The sequence below is a fragment of the Rhizobium sp. AQ_MP genome (assembly GCF_014237835.1).
GTDB lineage: Bacteria > Pseudomonadota > Alphaproteobacteria > Rhizobiales > Rhizobiaceae > Allorhizobium.
Genome location: NZ_JACJVI010000001.1, coordinates 195,504 through 208,871, shown reverse-complemented (window position 1 = coordinate 208,871; position 13,368 = coordinate 195,504). Strand labels below are relative to the sequence as shown.

General features: G+C 62.1%; 15 protein-coding genes. 12 read left to right on the top strand and 3 right to left on the bottom strand.

Annotation, left to right across the window (positions count from 1 at the left end):
• Positions 1-108 precede the first annotated feature (108 nt).
• Positions 109-477, bottom strand: a complete 369-nt coding sequence (locus tag H6M51_RS01130) for a YraN family protein (RefSeq protein ID WP_185808052.1) — start codon at positions 475-477, stop codon at positions 109-111.
• Positions 474-1,391: a 16S rRNA (cytidine(1402)-2'-O)-methyltransferase gene (rsmI, locus tag H6M51_RS01125; RefSeq protein ID WP_185808051.1), complete on the bottom strand. Its 918-nt coding sequence runs from the start codon at positions 1,389-1,391 to the stop codon at positions 474-476. Before rsmI ends, H6M51_RS01130 begins: the two co-directional genes overlap by 4 nt.
• A gap of 225 nt (positions 1,392-1,616) precedes the next feature.
• Here rsmI and dnaN point away from each other — a divergent pair, with 225 nt between their 5' ends.
• The 6 genes from dnaN (at position 1,617) to H6M51_RS01095 (ending at position 6,053) form a co-directional block, all read left to right on the top strand.
• Positions 1,617-2,735 carry a DNA polymerase III subunit beta gene (dnaN, locus tag H6M51_RS01120; protein WP_185808050.1) on the top strand — a complete coding sequence of 373 codons (1,119 nt, stop codon included), beginning with the start codon at positions 1,617-1,619 and terminating at the stop codon, positions 2,733-2,735.
• Positions 2,736-2,861: 126 nt separating this feature from the next.
• Complete coding sequence (gene pmtA / locus H6M51_RS01115) at positions 2,862-3,455, top strand: phospholipid N-methyltransferase PmtA (RefSeq protein WP_185808049.1); 594 nt, start codon at positions 2,862-2,864, stop codon at positions 3,453-3,455.
• Positions 3,456-3,567: 112 nt separating this feature from the next.
• Positions 3,568-4,272 carry an orotidine-5'-phosphate decarboxylase gene (pyrF, locus tag H6M51_RS01110; protein WP_185808048.1) on the top strand — a complete coding sequence of 235 codons (705 nt, stop codon included), beginning with the start codon at positions 3,568-3,570 and terminating at the stop codon, positions 4,270-4,272.
• A gap of 24 nt (positions 4,273-4,296) precedes the next feature.
• Positions 4,297-4,584, top strand: a complete 288-nt coding sequence (locus H6M51_RS01105; protein ID WP_185808047.1) for a DUF1330 domain-containing protein — start codon at positions 4,297-4,299, stop codon at positions 4,582-4,584.
• Between the two features lie 134 nt (positions 4,585-4,718).
• A complete protein-coding gene (locus H6M51_RS01100; RefSeq protein WP_185808046.1) occupies positions 4,719-5,699 on the top strand; it encodes a complex I NDUFA9 subunit family protein in 981 nt (326 codons plus the stop codon).
• Between the two features lie 195 nt (positions 5,700-5,894).
• Positions 5,895-6,053, top strand: a complete 159-nt coding sequence (locus H6M51_RS01095) for a hypothetical protein (protein ID WP_167494938.1) — start codon at positions 5,895-5,897, stop codon at positions 6,051-6,053.
• Between the two features lie 63 nt (positions 6,054-6,116).
• Here the strand turns inward: H6M51_RS01095 and H6M51_RS01090 are convergent, their stop codons facing one another.
• Positions 6,117-6,923, bottom strand: a complete 807-nt coding sequence (locus H6M51_RS01090) for an undecaprenyl-diphosphate phosphatase (protein ID WP_185808045.1) — start codon at positions 6,921-6,923, stop codon at positions 6,117-6,119.
• A gap of 141 nt (positions 6,924-7,064) precedes the next feature.
• Here H6M51_RS01090 and H6M51_RS01085 point away from each other — a divergent pair, with 141 nt between their 5' ends.
• The 6 genes from H6M51_RS01085 to H6M51_RS01060 all read left to right on the top strand — a co-directional run bounded on the left by H6M51_RS01085 (position 7,065) and on the right by H6M51_RS01060 (position 13,342).
• Positions 7,065-7,757, top strand: coding sequence for a glutathione S-transferase family protein (locus tag H6M51_RS01085; protein ID WP_113460203.1), 693 nt, complete (start codon positions 7,065-7,067; stop codon positions 7,755-7,757).
• A gap of 11 nt (positions 7,758-7,768) precedes the next feature.
• Positions 7,769-8,923: a tRNA epoxyqueuosine(34) reductase QueG gene (gene queG / locus H6M51_RS01080; protein ID WP_185808044.1), complete on the top strand. Its 1,155-nt coding sequence runs from the start codon at positions 7,769-7,771 to the stop codon at positions 8,921-8,923.
• 3 nt (positions 8,924-8,926) lie between these two features.
• On the top strand, positions 8,927-9,808 hold the full coding sequence (locus H6M51_RS01075) for an SDR family oxidoreductase (protein ID WP_185808043.1): 882 nt from the start codon (positions 8,927-8,929) through the stop codon (positions 9,806-9,808).
• Positions 9,809-10,178: 370 nt separating this feature from the next.
• Entirely contained in the window at positions 10,179-10,541 is a 363-nt protein-coding gene (locus H6M51_RS01070) for a septal ring lytic transglycosylase RlpA family protein (protein ID WP_185808042.1), read from the top strand.
• Positions 10,542-10,643: 102 nt separating this feature from the next.
• Complete coding sequence (locus H6M51_RS01065) at positions 10,644-11,936, top strand: RsmB/NOP family class I SAM-dependent RNA methyltransferase (RefSeq protein ID WP_185808041.1); 1,293 nt, start codon at positions 10,644-10,646, stop codon at positions 11,934-11,936.
• 125 nt (positions 11,937-12,061) lie between these two features.
• Complete coding sequence (locus tag H6M51_RS01060) at positions 12,062-13,342, top strand: imelysin family protein (protein WP_185808040.1); 1,281 nt, start codon at positions 12,062-12,064, stop codon at positions 13,340-13,342.
• The last annotated feature ends 26 nt before the right edge of the window (positions 13,343-13,368 follow it).

Genomic DNA, 13,368 nt, shown 5'->3' with positions numbered 1-13,368 from the left:
CGGTGAGGGCTCCAATAGGCGTGCTCCGTGACAGCGCCTTGAAAGTTTTGTGTCAGGGCTGTCACAAAACGAAGGTTTCATTCACCCCAGCTCGAAAGTGAAACGAAGCTAAAATGCACCCTCGAAATGGGTCGGCCAGCGCCATGGCCGCACCACGATGATGTCATGGCGAAGTGACAGACGTGTTGCATCGGATTGCCTGCGCAGCCAATGATCTGCAGCATTCGCGATACGGCGCTCGGCCTCGTATCCGACGGCATCGACGCCAGCGCGCAGATCTCGTCTGGCTTTCACTTCTACGAAAATGACGAGGTCGCCTCGGCGGGCGATAATGTCCACCTCCCCCGCCTTTGTCTTGTAGCGCAGAGCCACGATCCGGTAGCCCTTGAGGAGGAGCGCGAGCGCTGCACGGTATTCCGACCAGCGGCCCAGCCTCTCGGCGCGGATGCGTTTCTGATCCGCGCCTTTGGGCCTCATGCGGCCCCCTTGAGTTCCAGAAGGCGCTGGTAGAGATCCTTGCGCGGCAGGCCGGTCAGGCGCGCGGCTTCCGTGGCGGCCTTGGCCGTCGGCATGGTGGCGGACAGTTCGGCAAGCAGGCTGTCGACATCAGCGGCATCGGGCGCCGCATCGGGAGCCGGCGGGCCGATGACAAGGACGATCTCGCCCTTCACCGTCTTCTCCGCATAGTCTTGCGCGAGATCGCCCAAGGGACCCCGGCGGAATTCCTCGAAGGTCTTGGTCAGCTCGCGGCAGACGGAAGCCGGTCGATCATTGCCGAGTTCGTCGGCCGCGGCTGTCAGCGTATCGCCTATGCGATGGGGCGATTCGAAGAAGATCAGCGTTGCGGGCACTTTGGAGAGTTCGCGGAGGCGATCGCGTTTGGCCTTGTCTTTGGTGGGCAGGAAGCCGGCAAAGAGGAAGGCATCGTTCGGCAGGCCGGATCCGACGAGGGCTGCGAGCGGGGCCGAGGCGCCGGGGATCGGCACGACGCGGTGGCCGGCCTCAATGGCGAGCTGGCCGAGGCGATAGCCCGGGTCGGAGACGAGCGGCGTGCCGGCATCGGAAACGAGGGCGACGGACTTGCCGGCTTCCAGCGCGGCCAGCAGACGGGCGCCCGCCTCATCGGCATTGTGCTCGTGATAGGCATAAGGCCGGTTCTCGATGCCGTAGCGGTCGAGAAGCACACGTGTCACCCGCGTATCCTCGCAGGCGAGCACATCGGCGCCAGCCAGCGTTTCCAGTGCGCGGATGGTGATGTCGCCGAGATTGCCGATCGGCGTTGCCACGAGATAGAGCGCAGGCTCCAACGGGCGGGCCGCAATCGGCGTATCGTTCAGGCGGTAGCGCTTGGCACCAGGCGCCGCGGCCGCATTTTTCTCTTCTGTTGTCATTCGGCCTTTATCCTCCAGCCCCTTGCCCGCGGCAAGGGCGACGCGGTCATAAACCATTCCGATAACCTTCGCGTGGGACGAACGTGGAAAACCTTGGAGCCTCTTGCTTTTCCCGCTCTTTTGCTGCCATTTTGCCCGTCCACATCGTCCGGCCCGGGGACTGCCCGGCCCCCTTTTTCCGATCCGGAACTCCGGAAGACGACACGTCGAAAGCGGTAGCATCCCATGCGTATAACTCTTGAACGGTCCAATCTCCTCAAGTCTCTGAACCACGTGCACCGCGTGGTCGAGCGTCGCAACACGATCCCGATCCTGTCGAACGTGCTGCTGAAGGCCGAAGGTGCCGAGCTCGACATGAAGGCAACGGACCTCGACCTCGAAATCACCGAGGGCACACCCGCCATGGTCGAGCAGGCCGGCGCCACGACGGTTCCAGCCCATCTGCTTTACGAAATCGTGCGCAAGCTGCCCGACGGTTCGGAAGTCCTGCTTGCCACCAATCCGGACGGCTCGACCATGACGGTCGCCTCCGGACGTTCCAAGTTCTCGCTGCAGTGCCTGCCGCAGTCCGACTTCCCGGACCTGACGGCCGGCACCTTCACCCATTCGTTCAAGATCAAGGCATCCGATTTCAAGATGCTGATCGATCGCACCCAGTTCGCAATCTCGACGGAAGAAACCCGCTACTATCTGAACGGCATCTTCCTGCACACGATCGAAGCCGGCGGTGCGCTGAAGCTGCGCGCCGTGGCAACCGACGGTCACCGTCTGGCGCGCGCCGATGTCGATGCGCCCTCGGGTTCGGAGGGCATGCCGGGCATCATCATTCCGCGCAAGACGGTCGGCGAGCTGCAGAAGCTGATCGACAATCCGGATCTTGTCATCTCTGCAGAGATTTCCGATTCCAAGATCCGCCTGACCATCGGCTCGATCGTTCTGACCTCCAAGCTCATCGACGGCACCTTCCCCGATTACCAGCGAGTCATTCCGCAGGCGAACGACAAGGAGATGCGCGTCGATTGCCAGACCTTCGCGCGTGCCGTTGACCGCGTCTCGACCATCTCGTCTGAGCGTGGCCGCGCCGTGAAGCTCGCACTCGCCGACGGCCAGCTGATGCTCACCGTCAACAATCCGGATTCCGGAAGTGCGACGGAAGAAGTAGCCGTCGGTTATGAGAGCGACGCGATGGAGATCGGCTTCAACGCCAAGTATCTCCTCGACATCACCGCCCAGCTTTCCGGTGACGATGCGATCTTCCTGCTGGCCGACGCCGGCTCGCCGACGCTCATTCGCGACACGGCTGGCGCTGATGCGCTCTATGTCCTGATGCCGATGCGCGTCTAAGTCGGGAATTTTCTTTCCGGATTCTTGCTCCGACTGCGTCATTCTCCCTTGCGTTTGCGACAGACAGGCCCAAAATTGTCGCAATCGGCTCGCAGCAATCGAGCAGCAACAAGAAGAGGGACGATCATGGCCATTCGACTGAAGGAACGGTTCGAGAAGAAATTCGACGAGGAAATCCGGTTCTTCAAGGGCATGATGCAGGGTCCGAAGACGGTCGGCGCGATCGTGCCGACGTCCTCTGTCACGGCAAAGCGCATGGCAAGCGTCATCGACGTGAAGTCTGGCTTGCCTGTGCTTGAGCTCGGCCCCGGGACGGGAGTCATCACCAAGCAGATCCTCGCGCGCGGCGTATCGCCCGAGAAGATCGTTTCGGTCGAGTATTCAGAAGACTTCTATCGTCGCCTGGTCGAGGACTATGCCGGCGTCAACTTCATCCATGGCGATGCCTTCGATCTCAAGAACTCGCTTGGTGCCTTCGCCGACAAGACGTTCGATTGCGTCATCTCCGCCGTGCCGATGCTGAGCTTCCCCATGGAAACGCGTATCGCCCTGCTGGAAGACCTGTTGTCGCGCATTCCGCAGGGGCGCCCAGTGGTGCAGATCACCTATGGCCCGGTGTCTCCGATCATCGCCCGGCCTGACCGCTATCATATCCAGCATTTCGACTTCGTCGTGCGCAACATCCCGCCGGCCCAGCTCTGGATCTATCGCAAGGCCTGAGGGCCGCCTCAGCAGAACAGGGGATCGTCGCGTTACCACCATTTGTCGTGCTTGCGCTTCATCGCGCGGCATGCGACTGGACGGCCATGGAGATCTGGCAGGAGTCTTAAACTTGAGCGCACGTCACCGTCTCATCGTCGGACTGGATGTTCCGACCGTCCAGGAAGCGGAGCGGGTCGTCTCGACGCTCGGCGACAGCATCTCCTTCTACAAGATCGGCTATCAGCTCGCCTTTGCCGGGGGGCTGGAATTCGCCCGTGACCTCGCCAAACAGGGCAAGCAGGTCTTCCTCGACATGAAGCTGCTCGACATCGACAACACGGTGGCATCCGCCGTCGAGAATATCGCGCGCATGGGCATGACCATGCTGACGCTGCATGCCTATCCGAAGGCGATGGCTGCGGCGGTCAAGGCGGCCGAGGGATCCGGCCTCTGCCTGCTCGGCGTGACCGTGCTGACGTCTATGGACGAGCAGGATCTGACGGATGCCGGATACGAATACGATCCGCGCACGCTGGTGATGCGTCGCGCAGAACAGGCTCGCATCGCTGGCATGGGCGGAATCGTCTGCTCGGCGGAGGAAGCCTCGGCCGTGCGCCAGATTGTCGGTCCGAAAATGGCGATCGTGACGCCCGGCATCCGGCCGGCCGGCGCCGACAAGGGCGACCAGAAGCGTGTCATGACACCATCCGATGCAATCGCCGCCGGCTCGAGCCACCTTGTCGTCGCGCGCCCGATCGTCAAGGCTGCGGATCCGAAGGCTGCAGCGCTGGCCATTCTTGCCGAGATGGACGAGGCACTTACCAAGCAGGCATGAACAAAGAAAAACCGGGAGGAAGACATGGCCAAGGGCTACTGGATCGCACGCGTCGATATTCGTGACACCGAGCGCTACAAGGATTATGTCGCGGCTGCAAAGCCTGCATTCGAGAAATACGGCGCGAACTTCCTCGCGCGTGGCGGTGCCTATACCCAGCTTGAAGGCCCGGGCCGGGCGCGTAACGTGGTGGTCGAATTTCCGTCTCACCAGGCTGCCGTCGATTGCTACAACTCGCCGGAATACCAGATCGCCGCGAAGATCCGCCAGGAAGTGTCGGACGGCGAAATCGTCGTTGTCGAAGGCATCTGATCGCGCCTCCAGCCCTGCGCCTCCATGTCCTTCGGGTGCGGCCTTGACGGGCCTTTCCCCCGTCGGACGATTCGGTTAAGAGAGGCCAGATCGCGCACATCGTGTGCGCCCATTTTCGTTCAGGGGAGCCGTCCATGACCTTGTCCAACCTTCCGCCGCTCGTCACCGTTTTCGGGGGCTCGGGCTTCGTCGGACGGCATGTGGTCCGGGCGCTCGCCAAGCGCGGCTACCGGATCCGTGTCGCCGTACGCCGCCCGGATCTCGCCGGTTTCCTGCAGCCGCTCGGCAATGTCGGCCAGATCTCCTTCGTCCAGGCCAATCTGCGCTACCGGTCGTCGGTCGATGCTGCGGTCCAAGGCGCCGACCATGTCGTCAACTGCGTCGGCATCCTGTTCGAGAGCGGCCGCAATGGCTTTGACGCCGTTCAGGATTTCGGTGCCCGCGCGGTGGCAGAAGCTGCCCGCTCCGTCGGCGCGACGCTAACGCATATCTCGGCGATCGGCGCCGATGCCAAGTCCGACTCGGTTTATGCAGCGACCAAGGGCCGTGCGGAAGCCGCCGTCCAGGCGATCATCCCGGATGCCACCATCCTGCGTCCGTCGATCGTTTTCGGTCCGGAGGACGGCTTCTTCAACAAGTTTGCCGCCATGGCGCGCCTGGCGCCGGCGCTGCCGCTGGTGGGCGGCGGCAAGACTAAGTTCCAGCCGGTCTATGTCGGTGACGTCGCCGAAGTCGTGGCGCGCGCCGTCGATGGCACGATCGCCCGCGGCAAGATCTACGAGCTCGGCGGCCGTGACGTTGCGACCTTCAAGCAGTGTCTCGAGATGATGCTCGACATCGTCGGCCGCAAGCGTGCCCTGGTCACGCTGCCCTTCGGCATCGCTTCGCTGATCGGCAGCATTGCCTCGGCTGTACCGCTGATCACCCCGCCGCTCACCAGCGATCAGGTCAAGCTCCTGAAGAAGGACAATGTGGTCTCTGCTGCCGCGAAGGCGGAAGGACGCACGCTCGAAGGCCTCGGCATCCAGCCCGTCACCATGGCGGCCATCCTGCCGACCTACCTGGTGCAGTATCGCGTTCACGGCCAGTATACGGGATCCGGCAAGGCGGCCTGAGGCTGCCTTCACCCGCCTGGCAATCGTCACGCCGTTGCACAAAAGACGCAGCTAAACAAAGACCTGCGTTAACCGCGGATAAAGCAAGTTCGCCTATTGATGACGATCGTGGCAATGCGTAAAGACTGGCCCCCAACGGCCGGCCGGCAACGATTGCCGGCCCTTCATTTCAAGTCAGTCTCAAGAGGCATTTCCATGGGCAAGTCCATCGCACTGTTCTTCGCATGTGCGGCACTGGTTATCATCGCTGGCTCCTTCGTCGCGCCGACCACCGTCGCCGCCCGCAAGGACAATTGCTCGCCTGCCTATGGCATCGACCCCTGCTCGACGGCGTCGATCCCGTCCACCAACTGATTTCCCAAATCAAAAAGGCTGCCCCTCGGGACAGCCTTTTTTCTTGCCTCTGATCTGTCGGCCTCAGCCGAAGATCAAAAGTCCGACAAGGCCGGCCATGCCGACGGCGATGCGCCACCAGGCGAAGGGCGCATAGCCTCGCTTCGAAATGAAATTCAATAGCCCCCTGACAACGAAGAGCGCCGAGACAAAGGCAGCCACGAAGCCGATGGCGATGATCATGGTGTCATCGAAGGTCAGCGCGTTACGGTTCTTGTAGAGGTCGAGCGTGAAGGCGCCGAGCATGGTCGGCATGGCGAGGAAGAAGGAAAACTCCGCCGCCGAGCGCTTGTCGGCGCCGAGCAACAACGCGCCGACGATGGTGGCACCCGAACGCGAAGTACCCGGGATCATGGCCACGCATTGGCAAAAGCCGATCTTCAGCGCAAGCGACAGCGGATACTCGGTGACGTCGTGATATTTCGGCTTCAGCGGCAGGCGGTCGATCCATAGCAGGACAAAGCCGCCGAGGATCAGCACGACGCAGATCAACATGGGGGTTTCGAAAAGCACCGTCTTGATGAAGTCGTGGGCCAGCGCGCCGATCACAGCGGCCGGCAGGAAGCCCAGAAGCACGGCGCCGACGAAGCGCCGGCTCTCAGCGCTCGTCGGCAGCGACAGCGCGATCTGGAGCAGCTTGGCGAAGTAGACGCTCAGGATGGCGAGGATTGCGCCCAACTGGATGAGAACCGCAAAGGTGTTGCCGGGCGATTCGAAGCCGAGGAAATGGCCGGCCAGTAGCACATGCGCAGTGGACGACACCGGCACGAACTCGGTCAGGCCTTCGATTATGCCGAGCACGAGCGCGCTGATAATGGATTGATCTTCCATGAGGTCTCCTTCTAGGGGAAGGCAAAGTGATTTGCTTGTATTGCGGGGGCCGAAACCCTATAGCTTGGAAGCCGCGCTGATGACCAGCCGCTTAGACAGCCTGCGTCGCGGCCACTGAAAAATCCGAGAATCCGAGTTCCGATGCCGACCCTGTATCATCACACGATGTCCACCGCGTCCCGTTTCATTCGTCTGGTCCTGTCCGAATACGGCTTCCAGACGGATCTGGTGGAAGAACAGACCTGGGAGAAGCGCAAGGAGTTCCTCGCCTTCAACCCGGCCGGCACCCTGCCCGTCTATGTCGACGACAGCATGAGGGCGCTTTGCGGCCCCTTCGTGATCTCGGAATTCATCGATGAGACGCATGGCGTCTTGAAGCGCGACCGGCGCCTCTTTGCCGAAGACCCGTTCCAGCGCGCCGAGATCCGCCGACTGACGGAATGGTTCCTGCAGAAGATGGAGCAGGACGTGACGAAACCGCTGGTGCGCGAGCGCGTGCACAAGCTGATCATCCCCAACGGTCTCGGCGGTGGCGCGCCCGACTCGAAGGTGTTGCGCACCGCGCGCTCGAACATCCGCCACCACATGAAATACCTCACCTGGCTGTCGGGCTCGCGCCAGTGGATCGCCGGAGAGCGACTCAGCTATGCCGACCTGTCTGCGGCAGCGGCCGTCTCCGTTCTCGATTATCTCGGCGAGATCGACTGGAACGAATTCCCGGTCGCCAAGGAATGGTACCAACGCATCAAGTCGCGCCCCTCCTTCCGCCCGCTCTTGACCGAGCGGGTGCGCGGCATCACGCCGGTCTCGCATTACGCCGACCTCGACTTCTGACTGACACCGCCATGGACGAGCCGCAGATCGACATGAAGATCCGGAAGCGGCGGGCAGACCTCACACGCTTCTTGCGGCAGGAGGCGGAAGCACAGGGCTTCGATCTCTGTCGCATCACGCTGCCGGACGCGATCCCCGAGGCTCCAGCAAGGCTTGAAACCTTCCTTGAGGCCGGTCGTCACGGCACCATGACCTGGATGGAAGAAACCAGGGATCGCCGCGCCAATCCGCGCGTGCTCTGGCCGGATGTCCGCTCCATCGTCATGTTCGGCATGAATTATGGACCTGACGAGGATCCGCGGCTTTTGCAGTCGCAGACCGATAAAGCTGCAATCTCCGTGTATGCCCGCAACCGCGACTATCATGATGTCATCAAGGGGCGCCTGAAGGAAGTGGCGACGCGCTTTGCCGCGCGTGCGGGTGAGGACGTCAAGGTCTTCGTCGATACCGCACCCGTCATGGAGAAGCCGCTGGCCGCTGCCGCCGGGCTCGGCTGGCAAGGCAAACACACCAATCTCGTCAGCCGCGACTTTGGCTCCTGGCTCTTCCTCGGCAGCCTGTTCACCACAGCCGAGCTTGAGATCGACACCCCTGAGCGTGACCACTGCGGATCGTGCCGGGCCTGTCTCGACGCCTGCCCGACGGACGCCTTCCCGGCTCCCTACCAGATCGATGCGCGACGCTGCATTTCCTATCTCACGATCGAACACAAGGGACAGATCGACCGGGCTCTGCGTCCGGCATTCGGCAACCGCATCTATGGCTGCGACGACTGTCTTGCGGCCTGTCCCTGGAACAAGTTTGCGGCTTCGGCCCGGGAGATGAAGCTCGTCGCGCGCGAGGACCTGAAAGCACCCGACATCGCCTCCTTCCTGACGCTGGACGATCCGGCCTTCCGCACCTATTTCAGCGGCTCGCCGGTCAAGCGGATCGGGCGGGACCGTTTCGTGCGCAACGTGCTGATTGCGGCCGGCAATTCCGGATTGCCCGATCTGGCGCCGGCCTGTGTCGCACTGCTGACGGACGTCTCGGCCGATGTGCGCGGCATGGCGGTCTGGGCATTATCGCGGCTTCTGCTGGGGCCAGACTTCATAAGGCTCCGGGCGGAGCATCTGGAACAAGAAACGGACGAGCATGTCCGACAGGAATGGATGACGGAGAGCTGACGCATGCGTGTGATGATTTTCGGAGCGGGTTATTCGGGCAAGGCGATCGGCAGGCTGCTCCATGATCAAGGCGCATCCGTCGCCGGCACGACACGCAGCGCCGAAAAGGGCAAGGGGCTCGAAGACGCCGGCATCCGGCCTTTCCTCTTCGACGGCACAAGCCTCACCGATACTCTGCTGGCAGAGCTTGCGGAAACCACTCACCTCGTCCAGTCGATTGCGCCCGGCAGCGAAGGCGACCCGCTGATCCGGCTCTGCGGTCAGGCGGGCATCAAGGTCCTCATGCCGAAACTCGAATGGATCGCCTATCTCTCGACCGTCGGGGTCTATGGCGATCATCACGGCGCCTGGGTCAATGAGGATACGGAATTGAAGCCGGTCTCTGTGCGCTCGGTCGAGCGGGTGGAGGCCGAGCAGGCCTGGCAGGTGGTTGCGGCGCGTGCCGGCCTGCCGCTCGCGATCCTGCGTCTTTCCGGTATCTACGGTCCCGGTCGCAATACCTTCATGAACCTTGCCAACGGAACCGCACGGCGACTGGTGAAGAAGGACCAGGTGTTTAACCGGATCCGGGTCGAGGACATCGCGTCGGCGACCGCCTTCCTGGCCGCGCCCAGGACCCCCGGGATCTTCAATGTCACCGACGACCTGCCCTCTCCGCCCCAGGACGTGGTGACCGAAGCCGCCCGTCTAATGAGCATGGAGGCGCCGCCGGAGCAGCCTTTCGAGACCGCCGATCTGACCCCCATGGCACGCTCCTTCTATGGCGAGAACAAGCGCGTTTCGAACGCCAAGATCAAGGCACTCGGATTCAACTTCCAGTACCCGAATTACCATATGTCCTTGGTGGATCTACTTGGGTCCGGCAGCTGGAACCAGAAGGCCTAGGAAGGCGTTCCACGGGGTCAAACTTTGCGGCAAGCCTTGAGAAGAGCCGGGAGAATATAGGCTCTCGCCGCTTTCAAAACACAAATGGGGCGTGAAATTGGGCAGCAAAGGAAAATTTTTCTCCAGCGATTCCGTGATCGCCTGCAAACGCTCGATCAGAAGTTTTTCATTCCGTGAAGACTCATGGAATCAAACGATTTTTCTCAAAAATTCATGATTGATCAAGGTAAACATCCTGCTGATCTTCATCACATATGTTACGTATTGTAGCTTTTCGTGATTGCATAATGGCACTTTTTTGCCATTTTTGACCCTGCCTAGGCGTCGGCACGCAAAAAACCACTCGTGTCAACGACTAGGGACGTATAACTTGACGATCACCGGACGCTCTATTTTCACCGCTGCAACTATTGCTGCACTCTGTGCTTTCGCGCCCCATAGTGCAAATGCCAAGTCTTCCTGCGGCGGCGCTTCCTGGTATGCCCTGCATTCGAAGACCGCCTCCGGTGAACGCATGAACCCGGCCAAGATGACTGCCGCCCACAAGACGCTGCCCTTCGGCACCAAGGTGAAGGTCACCAACTCGCGAAGCGGCAAGAGCGTCGTCGTCCGCATCAACGACCGCGGCCCCTTCATCCGCGGCCGCGTGCTCGATCTCTCCAAGGCCGCCGCGCAGAACATCGGCATGATCCGCTCGGGCCATGCCAAGGTCTGCTACGAGATCATCGGCTGATCGCCGACCCTTTCTGGAACGGTGCTCGCTTGATGGCTTTAGACGCTTGCTCTTGCCCCTGATCGCCGTTACCACGCTCTCTTCTTTCAGAGGAGAATGACCATGCGCCTGGGCGGCCGTCTTGCCGGTGCGATCGAAGTCTTGAACGATATCGAGACCCGTCGCCGTCCCGTTGCCGATGCCCTCAAGGATTGGGGCCTGTCGCATCGTTTCGCCGGCTCCGGCGACCGTGCGGCGATCGGCAATATCGTCTACGACGCCCTGCGCATGAAGCTGTCGCATGCCTGGCTGATGGACGACGACAGTGCCCATTCCCTCGGCTGGGCCGTCCTGTTGCGCCAGTGGGGGATGAGCCTTGAGGCTCTGCAGGCGGATTTCGAAGGGGACAACTTTGCCCCCGCGCCGCTCTCGGAAAGCCAGGTCCAGGCCTTTACCAGCCGCGACCTTTCGGATGCGCCGCTGCATGTCCAGGGCGACATTCCCGACTGGGTCCAGCCCTCCGTCGAGCAGGCCTTCGGGGACGACTGGCTTGCCGAAGCTCAGGCACTCGCCACCCGCCCGACGCTCGATCTGCGCGTCAACACGCTGAAGGCCAACCGGGACAAGGTGCTGAAGGCACTCGATCGCTCCGGCGCCAAGGCCTCGCCCATCGCCCGTTTTGGCATGCGCGTGCCGGCCGGCGAAGGCCCGTCACGCCTCCCGAATGTCACGGCAGAACTCAGCTTCCAGAAGGGCTGGTTCGAGGTGCAGGACGAGGGTTCCCAGATCGTCGCCGACCTGGTGACGCCACGCGAAGGCGACCAAGTGCTGGATTTCTGTGCCGGCGGCGGCGGCAAGACGCTCGCCATGGCGGCTGCCATGAACAACAAGGGCCAGGTGCATGCCTATGACGCCGACCGCAAGCGGCTCGCACCAATCATCGAGCGGCTGAAGCGCGCGGGTACGCATAACGTGCAAGTGCATGACAGCAGCAAGGGGCTCGCAAGCCTTCGAGAGCGTTGCGACGCCGTGCTGGTTGATGCCCCCTGCACCGGAACCGGCACATGGCGCCGCCGCCCCGACACGAAGTGGCGCCTGACCGACCGAAACCTGCAGGAGCGCATAACCCAGCAGCAGGAGGCGCTGACCGAGGCTTCTGCCTTCGTCAAGCCAGGCGGCGCGCTGCTTTACGTCACCTGCTCGGTGCTGCCGGAAGAGAACGATCGCCAGGTCCAGGCTTTCTGCGAGGCCAATCCGCAATTCGAGATTGCTCCCGTCGTCGAGGACTGGACGCGCCTCTTCGGCGCTTCGGCTGCCAAGCCGCGCTCGGCCGATGGCAGGACCGTCACCCTCAGCCCCGCGAGCATGGATACCGACGGCTTCTTCTTCTGCCGCATGCGGCGCCGGCCCACCTGACTTGATCGCAGTCAATTACGGTCGTTATTTGTTATACTCGACTGTTTGACACCAGTTTCTTTTTGCGCGAAGACATGGCCGTCCGTTTACATCGAGGCGCCCAGTCCGCGCCGGAGGGAGACACCATGATCCGGAATTCCGTCATCGGCGCGTCGATTGCGCTGCTCGTCACATCGGCTGCGATTTTCGCGGGCCCGGCCATCGCCGCACCTACGCCCAAGGACGTGCTGACGCATTACACCGTGCTGGCCGAGGCAAAATTCCAGGACGCGCTTTCGACCGCCAAAGCGCTCGATGCCGCCATCGATGCGCTGATCGCCAAACCGAGCGACGAGACGCTGAAGGCCGCCCGCGAAGCCTGGATCGCCGCCCGCGTGCCCTACCAGCAGACGGAAGTCTATCGCTTCGGCAACCCAATCGTCGATGATTGGGAAGGCAAGGTGAATGCCTGGCCGCTGGATGAAGGCCTGATCGATTACGTCGATGCTGCTTACGGCACCGAAAGCGACGGCAATGCGCTTTACGTGGCAAACGTCATCGCCAACCCGAAGATCAAGATCAATGGCGAAGACGTCGACGCCTCCAAGATCACGCCACAACTCCTCGCCGAAACGCTGCACGAAGCCGGCGAAGTCGAGGCCAATGTCGCGACCGGCTATCACGCCATCGAATTCCTGCTCTGGGGCCAGGATCTGAACGGCACCGGTCCGGGCGCCGGCAATCGCCCCTACACCGACTATGACACGGCCAATTGCACCAATGGCAATTGCGACCGCCGCGCGGCCTATCTGAAGGCTGCCTCCACCCTTCTGGTCCAGGACCTTGAAGAGATGGTTGCTGCCTGGGCGCCCGAGGGCGAGGCAACGAAAGCCGTTCTCGCCGACGAGAAGAAGGGCATTTCCGCCATGCTCACCGGCATGGGCTCGCTCTCCTATGGCGAACTCGCCGGCGAGCGCATGAAGCTTGGCGTTCTGCTGCACGACCCGGAAGAGGAGCATGACTGCTTCTCTGACAATACCCATGCCTCGCATCTCAACGACGCGATCGGCATCGCATCCGCCTATACCGGCGAATACACGCGCGTCGACGGAACGAAGCTCACCGGCCCGTCTTTGTCGGAACTCGTTGCTGCCAAGGATGCCGCACTCAACGCGGAAATGAAGGGCAAGCTCGACAGGACGCTTGATGCCATGAATGCGATGGCAGAGCGTGCCAAGACCACGGAAGCCTACGACCAGATGATCGGCGAAGGCAATGCCGAGGGCAATGCCACCGTCCAGGCCGCCATCGACGGGTTGATCGACCAGACCCAGACCATCCAGCGCGTCATTGCGTCGCTGGATCTCGGCACGATCGAGCTTGAAGGCTCCGACAGCCTTGATAATCCCGGCGCGGTCTTCCAGTAAGCAGCAAAGGCGGGCCGTATCTTCCG

Excerpts from the sequence above, each read along its gene's own strand:
- pmtA (WP_185808049.1), top strand. The coding sequence starts at position 2,862 with ATGGCCATTCGACTGAAGGAACGGTTCGAGAAGAAATTCGACGAGGAA.
- H6M51_RS01095 (WP_167494938.1), top strand. The coding sequence starts at position 5,895 with ATGGGCAAGTCCATCGCACTGTTCTTCGCATGTGCGGCACTGGTTATC.
- H6M51_RS01075 (WP_185808043.1), top strand. The coding sequence starts at position 8,927 with ATGCGTGTGATGATTTTCGGAGCGGGTTATTCGGGCAAGGCGATCGGC.
- rsmI (WP_185808051.1), bottom strand. The coding sequence starts at position 1,391 with ATGACAACAGAAGAGAAAAATGCGGCCGCGGCGCCTGGTGCCAAGCGC.
- H6M51_RS01100 (WP_185808046.1), top strand. The coding sequence starts at position 4,719 with ATGACCTTGTCCAACCTTCCGCCGCTCGTCACCGTTTTCGGGGGCTCG.
- dnaN (WP_185808050.1), top strand. The coding sequence starts at position 1,617 with ATGCGTATAACTCTTGAACGGTCCAATCTCCTCAAGTCTCTGAACCAC.
- H6M51_RS01065 (WP_185808041.1), top strand. The coding sequence starts at position 10,644 with ATGCGCCTGGGCGGCCGTCTTGCCGGTGCGATCGAAGTCTTGAACGAT.
- H6M51_RS01130 (WP_185808052.1), bottom strand. The coding sequence starts at position 477 with ATGAGGCCCAAAGGCGCGGATCAGAAACGCATCCGCGCCGAGAGGCTG.
- queG (WP_185808044.1), top strand. The coding sequence starts at position 7,769 with ATGGACGAGCCGCAGATCGACATGAAGATCCGGAAGCGGCGGGCAGAC.
- H6M51_RS01085 (WP_113460203.1), top strand. The coding sequence starts at position 7,065 with ATGCCGACCCTGTATCATCACACGATGTCCACCGCGTCCCGTTTCATT.
- H6M51_RS01060 (WP_185808040.1), top strand. The coding sequence starts at position 12,062 with ATGATCCGGAATTCCGTCATCGGCGCGTCGATTGCGCTGCTCGTCACA.
- H6M51_RS01090 (WP_185808045.1), bottom strand. The coding sequence starts at position 6,923 with ATGGAAGATCAATCCATTATCAGCGCGCTCGTGCTCGGCATAATCGAA.
- H6M51_RS01105 (WP_185808047.1), top strand. The coding sequence starts at position 4,297 with ATGGCCAAGGGCTACTGGATCGCACGCGTCGATATTCGTGACACCGAG.